Source organism: Thalassospira sp. UBA4513, assembly GCF_002388495.1.
Taxonomy (GTDB): domain Bacteria; phylum Pseudomonadota; class Alphaproteobacteria; order Rhodospirillales; family Thalassospiraceae; genus Thalassospira; species Thalassospira tepidiphila.
Genome location: NZ_DGMR01000033.1, coordinates 1 through 15,139, shown reverse-complemented (window position 1 = coordinate 15,139; position 15,139 = coordinate 1). Strand labels below are relative to the sequence as shown.

Genomic DNA, 15,139 nt, shown 5'->3' with positions numbered 1-15,139 from the left:
TCCTGGGCATGATGTACTACTTCATCCCGAAGCAGGCCGAGCGTCCGGTCTACTCCTACAAGCTCAGCATCATTCACTTCTGGGCGCTGATCTTCCTCTATATCTGGGCGGGTCCGCACCACCTGCACTACACCGCGCTGCCGGATTGGGCCTCGACCCTTGGCATGGTGTTCTCGGTCGTGCTGTGGATGCCCTCCTGGGGTGGCATGATCAACGGGTTGATGACGCTGTCTGGGGCCTGGGACAAGCTGCGCACCGACCCGGTCATCCGGATGATGGTGATCTCCGTGGGCTTCTACGGCATGTCGACCTTCGAAGGCCCGGTCATGTCGATCAAGGCGGTCAACGGCCTGTCGCACTATACCGACTGGACCATTGGTCACGTGCATTCCGGTGCGCTTGGCTGGGTTGCCTTCGTATCGTTCGGTGCGATCTACTTCCTGATCCCGGTCCTTTGGCACCGTGAACGCCTGTATTCGATGCGCCTTGTGGCTCATCACTTCTGGCTCGGTACCATCGGGATCGTTCTTTACATCACCTCGATGTGGGTTTCGGGGATCATGCAGGGCCTGATGTGGCGCGCCTATGACGACCTTGGCTTCCTGCAGTATTCCTTCATCGAAACTGTCGAGGCAATGCATCCCTACTACATCATTCGTGCAACCGGTGGCCTGCTGTTCTTGCTGGGTTCGCTGCTGATGGTCTGGAACATCTACAAGACCATCAAGGGTGACCTCCGTAACGAAGCACCAATCGGCACACCTGCACCCGTTGCAGCCGAATAAGGGGGGAACCAGAGATGCTTCTTAAAAAACACCATATCGTAGAAAAGAACGTCTTCTTTCTGATCCTTGGTATTTTCCTGACCATCATCATCGGCGGTATCGTTGAAATTGTACCGTTGTTCACGATGGAACAGACCATTGAGAAAGTGGAAGGTGTCCGTCCCTATTCGCCACTCGAACAGGCCGGTCGTAACATCTATCTCCGTGAAGGTTGCTATAATTGCCATTCCCAGCAGATCCGTCCGTTCCGTGACGAGGTCGAACGTTATGGCCATTACAGCCTTGCAGCAGAATCGATGTATGACCATCCGTTCCAGTGGGGGTCAAAACGAACCGGTCCGGATCTGGCACGTGTCGGCGGAAAATATTCCAACGCATGGCATGTGGCCCACCTGATTGACCCGCGCGCTGTTGTGCCGGAATCGATCATGCCGGGTTATCCGTTCCTGGCGGAACGCAAACTGAATTTCGATGACGCTCAGGCACATCTCGAGACCCTCAAGATGGTAGGTGTCCCCTACACAGACGAGATGATCGAGGCAGCCAAGGCAGACCTGTATCTGCAGGCCAGCGAGGATGCGGCCTATGACGATGATTTCCTCGCGCGCTATCCGAATGCGGCAACAGGTGACTTTGACGGCAACCCGGCAGAATTGACCGAAATGGATGCGCTTGTTGCGTACCTGCAGGTCCTGGGCCGGATGGTCGACTTCACCACCTACAACCCGCAGATGAACCTGCGCTAATGCAAGGGGATCGTCATGGAATTCTTTACGCAACTCGCTGACTTTTTCCGCCCTCTGTGGGGTCTGTGGCTGATGCTGCTGTTCGGCGCGATTATTGCCTGGGTCATGTGGCCAAGCAAAAAGCGCAACAAGGACATGGAATCGCATGCGCAGATCCCCTTCCGGGATCAGGATTGAGGGGAGAACAGAGCAATGTCGACAAAAGTCGAGAAAGATCAGGTATCCGGCACAGATACCACCGGTCATGAATGGGATGGCATCAAGGAACTGAATACTCCGCTGCCGTCCTGGTGGGTCTATGTCTTCTGGATCACCGTCATCTGGTCTGTTGGTTACTGGGTGGTTTACCCGTCCTGGCCGACTGCCAATGACTATCTCAAAGGTATGTTTGGCACCACCAACCGTACCGAACTGCACGAAACCATGGCCAGTGTTGCGGCCGAACGTGCACCTTACATGGAACGTCTGGCTGCCCTGGATGTATCGGAAATCGCCAATGACAGCGAACTTCTGAACTTCTCCATGGCTGGCGGCAAGGCCGTTTTCGCCGATAACTGCGCACCGTGCCATGGCACCGGTGGTTCGGGTAACCCGGGCTTCCCGTCGCTTCAGGACGATGCGTGGCTTTGGGGCGGGACGCTTGATGCCATCAACCAGACACTGCATGTCGGTGTGCGCTGGGATGCCAATGAAGATACCCGCTTCAATGATATGCCGGCATTTGGGCGTGACGAACTGCTTGAACGCGACCAGATCGAAGATGTGGTTCAATATGTTCTGTCCTTCACGGACCGTGCAACTGACGCCGCTGCGGCTGATCGCGGTGCGGTGGTCTTTGAGGAAAACTGCGCTTCTTGCCACGGTGACGATGCCAAAGGCATTCAGGATCTCGGTGCACCGAACCTGACAGACGCCATCTGGCTCTATGGTGGTTCGAAAGAAACCATCACCGAAACGGTCATGAATTCCCGTCGCGGCGTCATGCCGGCATGGGAAGGCCGTCTGGACGAAGAAACCATCAAAATGCTGACGGTTTATGTCCACTCGCTCGGTGGCGGCCAGTAAGTCCGCGTTCAAATACAACTTTTTCAAAAAGGCCCGTGATTTGTAATCGCGGGCCTTTTTCTTTTCCGGGCGGCTCAGCCACAACAATTCATACCAATATCGGCTAATAAATTGACATGTGTCATGGTGAGCAAGCCGGGTCTCTCGTATTTTCTGCCTGAGATTTGAATAATTAGAGTTTGCTCTGCAAAGCTGCCAGAAACCCAAGTTCTCCTGACAGACCAACCTTCAAAGCGACTGGCGGGTTCGCCCCGCACAGAGAGCAGTCGCAAGGTTCAGAGCAACAACCAGGTAGCGAACATGGCCATGTCCACTTTGCAGCAACCAGATATCGAACCCAAAAACGTCCCGCACATCGTCGACGAAGGCGATTATGATGAAGTCCCGCTTTATAAAAAGCGCGACAAAGTCTATCCGAAGCGCGTCTCAGGACGTTTCCGGAACCTGAAGTGGTTTGCGCTGATTGCCCTTCTGGCCATTTACTGGGTCGTGCCTTGGCTGCGCTGGGACCGTGGGCCAAGCGCACCGGATCAGGCCGTTCTGATCGATATGGATCTGGGGCGTGCCTATTTCTTCTTTATCGAAATCTGGCCACAGGAAGTCTATTACATCACCGGCATCCTGATCATGGCCGCTGTGGGCTTGTTCCTCGCAACGTCCCTTTTCGGGCGTATCTGGTGCGGCTATGCCTGCCCGCAAACAGTGTGGACGGACCTGTTCATGCTGGTTGAACGCTATATTCAGGGTGACCGCAACGCCCGTGTCCGCCTCGACAAATCGAAATGGACGCTGGAAAAAATCTGGAAAATCAGTGCAACGCATCTGGCATGGATCGTCATTTCCATGGCGACCGGTGGTGCTTTTGTCCTTTATTTCCACGATGCCCCGACCGTGATGGTCGATATCTTCACCGCCAATGCCACCTTTGGCACTTATGTCACCATCGCGTTCCTGACGGGCTCTACTTACCTTCTGGCAGGCTGGGCACGTGAACAGGTTTGCACCTATATGTGCCCGTGGCCGCGTTTCCAGTCCGCCATGCTTGATGATGAAAGCATGATCGTCACCTATGAAAGCTGGCGCGGTGAAACGCGTGGTCCGATCAAACGTAAAAACCTTGTGCGCGGCGAAGTGCCCGAAACCGGTCACTGTATCGACTGCCACGCCTGCGTGAACGTTTGCCCGACCGGTATCGATATCCGCGACGGCTTGCAACTGGAGTGCATTGGCTGTGGGCTGTGCATCGATGCCTGCAACGAGATGATGGACAAGGTCGGTTTCCCGCGCGATCTGGTTCGGTTCGACTCGGTCCAGAACTCCCAGCTTCGTTCACAGGGCAAGGCGACCCGCGTGCGCATCATTCGCCCACGCACAATCTTCTATTCATTGCTGCTGGTGATCATTGCCGTGGTCATGATGTTTGGTCTTGCCAACCGTTCGGTGCTTGAACTCAATGTTCTGCGTGACCGTAACCCGCTGTTCGTCGCCCTGTCTGATGGTGACGTGCGCAACGGCTATACCCTTAAGGTTCTCAACAAGGAACAGGCAGAAAAAACCTATGTTCTGTCGCTTGAAGGGATTGATGCAACTGATTTCCAGATCATCGGCCTGACCCCGAACCAGGACGGCACCTATGATCTTGACGTGGCCCCGGACCGGGTCGGCAGTTTCCGTGTCTTTGTGGCAGCGGATCCCCAAACACTTGATGGTAAATCGACACCATTTGAATTCACGGTGACCGATAAGGAAACCGGCAATACCGAAACATATGATACAGTGTTCGCCGGTCCGGAAAACGACCGCTGATCGCAGATGCGTTTCAGTTCAGGAGACAAGATATGGCAATGCAGATGACATCACCTTCCACAGATCAGAATGGCCCGCGCAAGTCGGATCGCTGGATCCCGTGGTATTTTGTCGGCGGCTTCGCCGTCATGCTGATTGCCAATATCTCGCTGATCACGTTTTCGATGACCAGCTGGAATGGCCTTGTGACCAAACATGCCTTCGAAGAGGGCAACAACTATAACGCGGCCATTTCCGGTGCTGCCCGTCAGGAAGAACTGGGCTGGCGCAGCAAGCTTAGTGTCGATGGTGTCATTGATCAAAACGGCACCATCACCGTCCTGTTCCGCGACAAAGATTCCAATCCGATCACTGGGGCAAAAATGTCCATCGTGATGTCGCGGGCGGATCGTGATGATCTTGATACCACCATCGCGATGGCCGAAATCGCACCGGGTGAATATCGTGCAAGTGCTGCCTTCCCAGTTTATGGTCGTTGGCAATTGCGTACCATCGCCAACGCGATGGGCGATGATTATCAAACTGTCGAGTATGTCGTCGTAAATCCATGAACGTCGCCCTTCAGCCCTGTCGCCATTGCGGCGAGCCGGTGACAGCCATGTCACCTGCCGCGCCCGACTTTTGTTGTGCCGGTTGTGCTGGCGCCTATGAGCTATTGGGCGAAATGGGGCTGACATCCTATTACAACCGACGTGCAATCGATCCCAAGGTCCGGGCCCTTCGCCCGGACGAAGACGAAATCGCAAGCTTTGATTTCACCGAACTGGCCAGCACCGATACCGACGGTCATCATCATCTGAACCTGATGGTCGATGGCATTCATTGTGCGGCCTGTGTCTGGCTGATCGAAACCCTGTTGCACCGAAACAGTGCCGTATTGCAGGCCCGCGTCAATATGACGACACGCCGCCTGCGCCTGAGCTGGCAGGGCGATGTTTCCGATATCGAAGACATCATTCGCCCGGTGATGCAGATGGGCTATCGCCTGATCCCGTTTGATCCGGCCGCCCTTGAACAGGCAACAACATCGCGCAACAAGGAATTGCTGCGCTGTCTGGCGGTTGCCGGGTTTGCAGCCGGGAACGTGATGTTGCTGTCGGTCTCGGTCTGGGCCGGATATTTTCAGGGCATGGGCGGGGCGACCCGCGATCTGTTTCACTGGATATCGGCCCTGATCGCGCTGCCTGCGGCGGCCTATGCCGGATTGCCGTTTTATCGATCCGCCCTTGGCGCCATTCGCAATCGCCGGGTCAATATGGATGTGCCAATCAGTCTGGGCGTCATTCTGGCACTTGGCATGAGCTTGGCACAAACCATTCGCGGCGAACCGCATGCATATTTCGACAGTGCGATTACCCTTTTATTCTTCCTTTTGATCGGGCGCTATCTTGATGGTCGTGCGCGCGGGCAGGCACGCTCGGCGGCTGAACATCTTCTATCGCTGAATGCCCGCTCGATCACCGTGATTGAACCTGATGGTACGCGGCGCCTGATCGCACCGCAAAAGGCCACACCGGGCATGATTGTTCTGGCTGCGGCCGGTGAACGGATCGGCATCGATGGCAAGGTGATCGACGGACAGTCCGATGTCGATACCAGCATCATCACCGGTGAAAGCATCCCCGTTCTGACCCGTCCGGGCACCACCGTATTTGCTGGAACCACCAATATTTCCGCCCCGCTTCGTATCGAAGTCACGGCAACCGGCGGCAATACGTTGCTGTCCGAAATCGTGCGTCTGATGGAAAATGCCGAACAGGGCCGTGCCAGATATGTCGCCATTGCTGATCGGGTGGCAAAGGCCTACGCGCCGGTTGTTCATACCCTGTCGCTGGCGACCTTTATCGGCTGGTGGCTGATTGGTGGGATTGGCTGGCAGGATGCGCTGATGAACGCCATCGCCGTTCTGATCATTACCTGTCCCTGTGCGCTGGCGCTTGCGGTTCCGGTGGTTCAGGTGATTGCCACCGGGCGTCTGTTGCGTGCGGGCATTCTTGTCAAATCGGCAACCGCCCTTGAACGACTGACCAAGATCACCGGCATCATTTTCGATAAAACCGGCACATTGACCACGGGCAAACCCGAACTGGTCGGCCAGCCACAGCAAGACAAACTGATGCTTGCCGCCGGTATGGCCGCCAACAGCAACCATCCGTTATCCCGCGCACTGGTGCGTGCCGCCGGAAACGTAACCCCGCAAACCAATGTTACCGAACAAGCTGGCCTTGGCCTGATGATGCAGGGTCCCGCGGGTCCGATCCGGCTTGGCAGTCGTGCTTTCTGCGATGTTGCCGAAAACGCCGATGTACCATCCGATATTACCGGACCGGAATTGTGGCTATCTGAACCGGGCATTGCCCCGACCCGGTTTGTCTTCCGCGATACGATGCGCAGCGACGCACCCGAAGTGATCGACACCCTGCGCACGCGTGGCTTTGAAATGACCCTGTTGTCAGGTGACCGCGAAAGCACCGTGCGCCAGCTTGCGGAAACGCTTGGCATTACCAGTTGGATGGCACGGATGTCGCCAACCGAAAAAGCCAACCATATTCAGGCCCGCGCGGATCGCGGCAACCATGATTTGATGGTCGGCGATGGTATCAATGACGCACCGGCCCTTGCCGCCGCCCATGCATCAATGTCGCCGGCAACGGCTGCTGAAATTTCGCAAAACGCGGCCGATATCGTGTTTCAGGGTGATCGGCTCGGCGCCGTGATCGAAGCAATTGATGTTGCCCGCAAGGCTGATCGACTTGTCCGTCAAAATTTTGCCCTGTCCTTTGCCTATAACGTGATCACGATCCCGCTGGCGGTATCAGGGTTTGTCACCCCGCTTTTTGCGGCAATCGCCATGTCATCCTCATCCCTGATTGTGATCGCCAATGCCTTGCGTTTACACGCAAAATCGGGCAAGTCTGACGGGGTCGGCATCAAACCGGCGACCACGTTGTCGCAGCAGGCAGGGATATAATGCCATGAGCAACCTCCTTCTCCTGATCCCGATTGCATTGTTTCTGGGCCTTCTGGGCCTTGGGGCCTTCTTGTGGTCGTTGCGTTCCGGGCAGTTTGACGATATGGAAGGTGCGGCAAATCGCATTCTGTTTGATGACGATGACGTCACGCCTCCGGGGAACTCAAAGAAGTTCCATCAAGGCGATAGTTAGAATTGCTTGAAACAGGGCTATCTCATCGGATAGATTTGTTTACAATCCGCCTACCGGGTCACCAGCATCGGAGTCTACGATGGCAGTCCGCCCCCAAATCTGCGAAGCCTGTTCTATCAAGGACTTAACTTTTTGCTCCGCATTGCATGGCGATGAACATGATCAGCTGCGTCAATTGCTTACGCATGCACATTATGACCCGCACACCACGATTTTCCACGAGGCAGAAGACGCCGACTACGTCTTCAACGTCACGTCTGGCTCGGTAAAGTTGTATAAATTGCTGGGCGATGGCCGCCGTCAGATCACCGGTTTCCTGTTTGCCGGTGACTTTCTTGGCCTCGCACTGAATGCCAATTACAGCTACACCGCCGAGGCGATTGAACCGGTAACCGCATGTCGGTTCCCGCGCCAGAAGCTGGAAAAACTGTTCGACAAGTTTCCGCATCTTGAAAAACGCATGCTGGGCATGGCGGTCGATGAACTGGCCGCCGCACAGGATCAGATGCTTCTGCTTGGCCGCAAGACCGCCAAGGAAAAGGTCGCATCCTTCCTTCTGATGCTGGCCCGCCGTCAGGAACACCGCGGCGAAAGCAGCGAGACCATCAACGTGCCCATGAGCCGTTCCGACATTGCCGACTATCTGGGTCTGACCATTGAAACCGTGTCACGCACCCTGACCCAGTTGCGCAAGGAAGCGACGATCACGCTAAAGGATAACCGCCATATCGAGGCGGTCGGTCTCGACATGCTTGAAGATCTTGCCGAAGGTCTGTGATTTCTGCGTGCTTGTAATCGGCCAATAGCATTTTAGGACGCTGATCCTTCGAACAATCAGCCAAACCACGCCCGAAATCCCGGTTATTGGCCGAATTGCCTATTTCGCGATTGCAAAAAAGGTTTCCCGATCGCGGTCATGATATTGTAAACATGACCGCACGCTCGACAAAGATCGGGCAGCGAAATCCGGTTGTACCGGGGGAGAAACGTCATGAGTGCCACCAGCAAAAAGATGGGCCGGACCTCCGTCCCAGAACTCCGTGCCCGCAAGGGCAAAGATCCGATTGTCTGCCTGACGGCCTATACCGCGCCGATGGCGCAACGCCTGGATGAACATTGCGACCTGCTTCTGGTCGGTGATTCACTGGGCATGGTTGTCTATGGCATGGAAAGCACGCTTGCCGTGACCGTCGATATGATGGTCAACCATGGCAAGGCCGTGATGCGCGGATCAAAGAATGCCTGTGTTGTTGTTGATCTGCCGTTTGGCAGCTATCAGGAATCCAAGGAACAGGCGTTCCGCACGGCATCCCATATTCTGGCTGAAACCGGCTGTGCCGCGGTCAAGCTTGAAGGCGGTGCCGAACTTGCCGAAACCATCGAATTCCTGACCTTGCGCGGCGTACCGGTCATGGCCCATATCGGCCTGATGCCCCAACAGGTCAACACCATGGGTGGCTTCAAAAGCCAAGGCCGCGACGAAGAAACCGCACGCAAGACCGTTGCTGATGCCAAGGCGGTTGCCAAGGCGGGTGCCTTTTCGGTTGTTGTCGAAGGCACGGTTGAACCCGTCGCACGTCAAATCACCGAGGCCATCGACATCCCGACCATCGGCATTGGTGCCTCGGTCGCCTGTGATGGGCAGGTTCTGGTCACCGAAGACATCCTTGGTCTGTTTTCCGACTTCACGCCGAAATTCGTCAAACGCTACGCCAATCTTGGCGATGCGGTATCCGAGGCCGTCGGCCAATACGCCGACGAAGTGCGCACCCGTCAGTTCCCGACGGATGAACATTGCTTTGGGTTAGCGAAAAAAGGTAAGTTGCGCGCGGTCTGATCCAGACCGCCGCGATTTTCTGCAATCTTCGATACGACGAAAACGATGTCCCTTACGACTGTTCACACTGTCGCTGATCTGCGCGCGACTGTTGCCAACTGGCGCGCCGAAGGCCTGCGTGTCGCCCTGGTTCCGACCATGGGCGCGCTTCATGATGGCCATATCAGCCTGACACACCTTGCCCGTGAACATGCTGACCGGGTGATTGTTTCGATTTTCGTCAATCCGACCCAGTTCGCCCCGAACGAGGATTTCGGTGCCTATCCCCGCACCCTGCCTGCCGATCAGAAACTGCTGGGTGACGCCGGGGTCGAGCTGTGCTTTGCCCCCTCGGTCGAGGAAATGTATCCCGACGGCTTTGCCACCAAGGTTTCTGTTGATGGCGCGATGACCAATGTTCTGTGTGGGGCGGCCCGCCCCGGCCACTTTGATGGCGTGGCACAGGTTGTTACCAAACTACTGCTTCAGGCCCTGCCCGATTGTGCGATTTTCGGACAGAAAGACTATCAGCAACTGATGGTGATCCGGCGTTTCAGCGCAGATCTGAACATTCCGGTCGAGATCATCGGCGCAAAAATCCTGCGGGAAAATGACGGTCTGGCGATGTCATCGCGCAACCGCTACCTGACACCTGACGAACGTGCGATTGCCCCGACACTCAACAAGGTATTGGGCGACATCACCGCCAAGGCCGCCAATGGTGCCGAACTGGGGCCACTTCTGGTCAAGGGGCGCGAAGATATCCTTTCTGCCGGGTTTGATCCGATTGATTACCTTGAAGTCCGCGATGCCGAAACGCTGGAACTGATCAGCGATACGGTAACAAAACCGGCCCGAATCTTTGTTGCCGCCCGGCTGGGCAAGGCGCGTCTGATTGACAATCACGCGATTGAGCCTGCGTAACTCAGGGCATGAGCCGGGCATGACTGCCGGTTAAACACCCGGGCACAGTGGCGGAATCGCCGATTGCACAGCAAACAGGATGAAAAGCGCAGAATAACGCGCTTTTGCGCCCGATTGCGCTTGACTCCCACACCCTGATCCAATAAACCCTCCCCACCAAAGGTCGCCCAAGAGGTGACTCCCCCAGTCCTCGAGTTTCGAGCACTGGGTTTTAGTTTTTTGTGCGCACACGGTGGAAACACCAGCAACACAGACGGGATTTGGAATGTTTGAAGGACTAAGCGATCGCCTTGGCGGGGTTCTCGATAAGCTGCGCAAACGTGGCGCGCTGAAAGAATCCGACGTCAAGGAGGCCATGCGCGAAGTACGCGTCGCCCTGCTTGAGGCGGACGTGGCACTTCCGGTCGTTAAAACCTTTATCTCCAACGCCACCGAACGTGCAGTTGGTGCTGATGTTCTGCGCTCGGTCACGCCGGGCCAGATGGTCGTTAAGATCGTCCATGACGAACTGAAAAACATGCTGGGCGAAGGCGAGGAAATCAATCTCGCTTCCACCCCGCCGGTTCCGATCCTGATGGTCGGTCTGCAGGGTTCAGGTAAAACCACCAGTTCCGCCAAGATCGCGCTGAACCTGACCAAAAAGCGCAACAAGAAAGTCCTTCTGGCATCACTTGATATCTATCGTCCGGCCGCCCAGCAGCAGCTGAAAGTGCTGGCCGACGATAACGGTCTTGGCATTCTGCCGATCGTCATGGGCGAAAAACCAGTTTCGATTGCCAAACGTGCGATGGATACCGGCCGCAAGGAAGGCTATGACGCGGTCATCCTTGATACCGCCGGTCGTCTGCATATCGACATGGAACTGATGAGCGAAGTCGCCCAGATCCGTGATGCCGTCAACCCGGTAGAGACCCTTCTGGTTACCGATGCGATGACCGGTCAGGACTCGGTCAACGTTGCCAAGGAATTTGCCGACAAGGTCGGCATCACCGGTATCGTTCTGACCCGTGTTGATGGTGATGCGCGCGGTGGTGCCGCCCTTTCGATGCGTCAGATCACCGGCTGCCCGATCAAGATGATCGGTATCGGCGAAAAAATCGACGAGATGGAAGCCTTCCATCCCGATCGTATCGCCAACCGTATTCTTGGCATGGGCGATGTTGTCAGCCTGGTTGAAAAGGCTGCCGAAAACATCAAGGCCGAAGACGCCGAGAAAATGGCCAAGAAGCTGCGCAAGGGTCAGTTTGACCTGAACGATCTTCTGGCACAGCTCAAACAGCTTCAGAAAATGGGTGATCTTTCCGGCATCATGGGGATGCTGCCGGGCATGGGCGCGCTGAAAAAACAGATGTCGCAGACCAAGCTTGATCCCAAACTTCTGACCCACCAGGAAGCGATCATCCTGTCGATGACGCCGAAAGAACGTGAAAACCCGGCCCTGATCAAGGCATCGCGCAAAAAGCGTATTGCCGCGGGCTGTGGTCTGAGCGTTCAGGACGTGAACAAGCTTCTGAAGCAGTACCAGACCATGTCCACCATGATCAAAAAGATGGGCAAGATGGGCAAAAAGGGTCTGTTTGGCGGCATGCCGAAAATGGACCCGGCAATGCTTGAGGGCGGCGATATGCCCGACCTCAACAACTTGCCAAAAGGATTTACCGGTGGCGGGGGCGGTTTGCCGCCCGGGTTGCCGGGATTGGGAGGCGGCGGTGGCTTGCCTCCGGGATTCCCGGGGTTCGGCAAAAAGAAATAGCCAAGCCCCCGGTTCTGAAATGGGTTCTTCAAGAATTCCTCTTAGGAACCAAAACCGGCCCACAAAGCCGGATCAAAGACCAAGTGAATAGGCCCCTCGGGGTCATGATTTAGAAGACTACAAACCCAAGCTGAAAGGAACTTATCCGAATGGCTGTCAAGATTCGTCTTTCCCGTGGCGGTGCCAAGAAGCGTCCGTACTACCGTATCGTAGTTGCTGACGTTCGTGCCCCGCGTGACGGCAGCTTCATCGAGCGCGTCGGTACCTACGACCCGATGCTCCCGAAGGATGCTGACAACCGCGTTACCTTCAAAGAAGAGCGCATCAAATACTGGCTGTCCGTTGGCGCACAGCCGACCGATCGTGTTGCACGTTTCCTGGGCAAAGCTGGCCTGGCTGACGCGTTCAAACCGACCGAACAGCCGCAGAAGTCTGCTCCGAAAGCGAAAGCTCAGGAACGTCTTCGTGAGAAAGCTGAGAAAGCCGAAGCTGCTGCTGCCGCTGCTGCGGAAGCCGCTGCCGAAGCAGCAGCACCTGCTGAAGAAGAAGCTGCAGGCGAGTAATCGCTGAAGGCACGCTTTGATCAGATACCGGAAACTTGTGAACCGAAATGGCTGATACCCGCAAATCCAAAAACGACGAAGCTTATGTCTGCGTCGGCATGATCACCGCCCCGCACGGGGTGCGTGGTGCCGTGCGCGTCAAAAGCTATACCGTCGATCCGGATAACCTTGTCGGTTACGGCCCGTTGTTCGACGCCAAGGGACGCGTGAAATACAAGCTGTCTCCTGTCGGACATGTCCGCGACCAGCTGATCGCCAAGATCGAAGGTGTGGACGACCGGGACGCTGCCGAACGGCTGCGGGGCACCAAGCTGCATGTACCGCGTGCTGCACTGCCTGACACGGTTGAAGAAGATGAATTCTACCTTGCTGACCTTGTCGGTCTGAAAGCGTTCCACATTGATGGTTCGGTTTTTGGCACCGTACGGGGTGTGGCTGATTTTGGCGCTGGCGACGTAATCGAAGTCGCGCTCGAAGAAGCCAAGAACAAGGTTGTTGTTCTTCCCTTCACCAAGGAAGTCGTGCCCGAGGTCATTCTTTCGGAACGCAAGATGGTGGTAAATCCGCCCGAGGGGCTACTGCAGGATGAGGACGGACCCGGTAATCGTAACCGTCGTCCGAACAAACCCCGCAAGGACTCTCAGGCCGACCGCGATTCTGATGCCGTTGCTGCAGATGCAGTAGGCGCGGAAACCGCGACCGGCAGCGGGAAGGAGGCCTGATCGATGTCTGTGTGGCAGGCAAAAGTTGCAACCCTGTTCCCGGAAATGTTTCCGGGTGTGCTTGGTCAGTCTTTGGCTGGCAAGGCGCTTGAAAACGGGATCTGGTCGCTTGATGTCAAAGACATCCGCGATCATGCAACCGACCGCCACCGCACTGTAGACGACAATCCCTTCGGGGGCGGGGCCGGTATGGTCATGCGCCCGGATATTGTCGACGCCGCCCTGCGTGAATTGCGTGGCTCTGCACCGCAGTTGCCGCTGATTTATCTCAGCCCGCGGGGAAAAGTGCTGAACCAGAAACGCTGCCGCGAATTGGCAGCAGGCCCGGGTGCCATCCTGCTTTGCGGTCGTTACGAAGGTATTGACCAACGAGTTCTGGATGAACACGAGGCCGAGGAAATCAGTATCGGTGATTACATCCTCATGGGCGGCGAACTGCCGGCCATGGTCCTGATTGAATCGTGCATTCGCCTCATCGAGGGAACGGTCAACAAGACCGAGTCCGTCGACGAGGAAAGCTTTGAAACCGGGTTGCTTGAATATCCGCATTACACGCGCCCGGCCAACTGGAACGGGCGTGAAGTGCCGGAGATCTTGCTTTCCGGACATCATGCCAAGGTACAAGCCTGGCGGCATGCTCAGGCAGAAGAAATTACCCGCGCGCGACGCCCGGACCTTTGGGACCGGTACGTGGCAAACGGGAACATCAAAGAGGGTTAAACCATGACCAACATCATCCAGCAGCTCGAGAAAGAGCAGCTCGACAAAATCGTTGCGCAGCGCGAAGTTCCGGAATTCGATGCAGGTGATACCGTCCGTGTACACCTGAAAGTCGTTGAAGGTACCCGTGAGCGTATCCAGCAGTTCGAAGGCGTATGCATTGCGCGTAAGAACCGCGGCCTGAACTCTTCCTTCACCGTGCGTAAAATCGCATCGGGCGAAGGCGTTGAGCGTATCTTCCAGTCGTACTCCCCGGCCATCGACAAAATCGAAGTCGTTCGCCGCGGTGACGTACGTCGCGCGAAACTCTACTACCTTCGTGGTCGTACCGGTAAATCTGCACGTATCGCCGAGCAGACCACCGGCCACAAAGGCAAACTGACCGCCGAAGAACGCAAGAAGAAGTAATTCTTCGCTGTTTTCAGCATCAGAACAAAGACGGGCTCACCTTCGGGTGGGCCCGTTTTCGTTTCCGGCCCCTAGTCGGGACGAGACCAGAAACCGCCTAATACACTCATTGGTTGCATTATAGCGAATCGCCGGATTTAACCTCAAAGAATGCAGTCCCGCAGAAATCCGACGATAAATTTATCAGCTTTCATTATATCAGATATCCCTTACCTATATCGTTAAATGCTGATTTGGCTACTCTGGGATGCTGTAAAACGGCACACTCTATTTAAAAGTGTGCATCATCCAAAAACACGCGCCCGATACCTTGCGATTTGGAAGGCGGCGTGTATAAAGGCACTCCCGCGGCAAAAACGAACAAACCCGCGTGGTTCTGGATAATAAAATTTCGCAAACCGGATAAAGCCGGTTGCGCCGGAGAAGCGCCAAGCCCCACCCGCCGTCAAAAGCAGGTATTGCCGCGATCTTCGTCCCATTCAGAACCGCACCCAGCGGCTTGATCGTTGCTGCTCAAAAGATCGATGTATTATGAGGAGGTCGAGATGGGTCAACCTAAAACCCTTTTTGACAAGATTTGGGAAAGCCATGTGGTCGACACGCAGGATGATGGTACCTGCCTGCTTTATATTGACCGTCATCTCGTCCACGAAGTGACCAGCCCGCA

16 protein-coding genes are annotated in these 15,139 nt (G+C 55.8%); all 16 read left to right on the top strand.

Features of this window, described 5'->3' with window-relative positions:
* Positions 1-785 (top strand): cbb3-type cytochrome c oxidase subunit I (locus B2T33_RS13855; RefSeq protein WP_286792345.1); only part of this gene is annotated, 785 nt, incomplete at its 5' end.
* A gap of 14 nt (positions 786-799) precedes the next feature.
* On the top strand, positions 800-1,531 hold the full coding sequence (gene ccoO, locus B2T33_RS13850; protein ID WP_008889826.1) for a cytochrome-c oxidase, cbb3-type subunit II: 732 nt from the start codon (positions 800-802) through the stop codon (positions 1,529-1,531).
* A 15-nt stretch (positions 1,532-1,546) separates the two neighbouring features.
* Entirely contained in the window at positions 1,547-1,708 is a 162-nt protein-coding gene (locus tag B2T33_RS13845) for a cbb3-type cytochrome c oxidase subunit 3 (RefSeq protein WP_008889825.1), read from the top strand.
* 15 nt (positions 1,709-1,723) lie between these two features.
* Positions 1,724-2,596 (top strand): cytochrome-c oxidase, cbb3-type subunit III, encoded by an 873-nt coding sequence (gene ccoP, locus B2T33_RS13840; protein WP_064781177.1) that lies wholly within the window; start codon positions 1,724-1,726, stop codon positions 2,594-2,596.
* 300 nt (positions 2,597-2,896) lie between these two features.
* Positions 2,897-4,402 carry a cytochrome c oxidase accessory protein CcoG gene (ccoG, locus tag B2T33_RS13835; RefSeq protein ID WP_286792344.1) on the top strand — a complete coding sequence of 502 codons (1,506 nt, stop codon included), beginning with the start codon at positions 2,897-2,899 and terminating at the stop codon, positions 4,400-4,402.
* A gap of 32 nt (positions 4,403-4,434) precedes the next feature.
* Entirely contained in the window at positions 4,435-4,953 is a 519-nt protein-coding gene (locus B2T33_RS13830) for a FixH family protein (protein WP_008889822.1), read from the top strand.
* A gap of 47 nt (positions 4,954-5,000) precedes the next feature.
* On the top strand, positions 5,001-7,373 hold the full coding sequence (locus B2T33_RS13825; RefSeq protein ID WP_414716642.1) for a heavy metal translocating P-type ATPase metal-binding domain-containing protein: 2,373 nt from the start codon (positions 5,001-5,003) through the stop codon (positions 7,371-7,373).
* 4 nt (positions 7,374-7,377) lie between these two features.
* A complete protein-coding gene (gene ccoS, locus B2T33_RS13820) occupies positions 7,378-7,566 on the top strand; it encodes a cbb3-type cytochrome oxidase assembly protein CcoS (protein ID WP_008889820.1) in 189 nt (62 codons plus the stop codon).
* Positions 7,567-7,645: 79 nt separating this feature from the next.
* A complete protein-coding gene (locus tag B2T33_RS13815) occupies positions 7,646-8,344 on the top strand; it encodes a cyclic nucleotide-binding domain-containing protein (RefSeq protein ID WP_051007599.1) in 699 nt (232 codons plus the stop codon).
* A 213-nt stretch (positions 8,345-8,557) separates the two neighbouring features.
* Complete coding sequence (panB, locus tag B2T33_RS13810) at positions 8,558-9,403, top strand: 3-methyl-2-oxobutanoate hydroxymethyltransferase (protein WP_286792342.1); 846 nt, start codon at positions 8,558-8,560, stop codon at positions 9,401-9,403.
* 45 nt (positions 9,404-9,448) lie between these two features.
* Complete coding sequence (gene panC, locus B2T33_RS13805) at positions 9,449-10,306, top strand: pantoate--beta-alanine ligase (protein WP_286792341.1); 858 nt, start codon at positions 9,449-9,451, stop codon at positions 10,304-10,306.
* Between the two features lie 265 nt (positions 10,307-10,571).
* Positions 10,572-12,059, top strand: a complete 1,488-nt coding sequence (ffh, locus tag B2T33_RS13800) for a signal recognition particle protein (RefSeq protein ID WP_063089190.1) — start codon at positions 10,572-10,574, stop codon at positions 12,057-12,059.
* A gap of 149 nt (positions 12,060-12,208) precedes the next feature.
* Positions 12,209-12,622 carry a 30S ribosomal protein S16 gene (gene rpsP / locus B2T33_RS13795; protein ID WP_008889815.1) on the top strand — a complete coding sequence of 138 codons (414 nt, stop codon included), beginning with the start codon at positions 12,209-12,211 and terminating at the stop codon, positions 12,620-12,622.
* Between the two features lie 47 nt (positions 12,623-12,669).
* Positions 12,670-13,344: a ribosome maturation factor RimM gene (gene rimM / locus B2T33_RS13790; protein WP_008889814.1), complete on the top strand. Its 675-nt coding sequence runs from the start codon at positions 12,670-12,672 to the stop codon at positions 13,342-13,344.
* Between the two features lie 3 nt (positions 13,345-13,347).
* The gene (trmD, locus tag B2T33_RS13785; RefSeq protein ID WP_008889813.1) at positions 13,348-14,064 is read left to right on the top strand and encodes a tRNA (guanosine(37)-N1)-methyltransferase TrmD; all 717 of its coding nucleotides are present in this window, start codon (positions 13,348-13,350) and stop codon (positions 14,062-14,064) included.
* 3 nt (positions 14,065-14,067) lie between these two features.
* The gene (rplS, locus tag B2T33_RS13780) at positions 14,068-14,472 is read left to right on the top strand and encodes a 50S ribosomal protein L19 (protein ID WP_008889812.1); all 405 of its coding nucleotides are present in this window, start codon (positions 14,068-14,070) and stop codon (positions 14,470-14,472) included.
* Positions 14,473-15,139 lie beyond the last annotated feature (667 nt).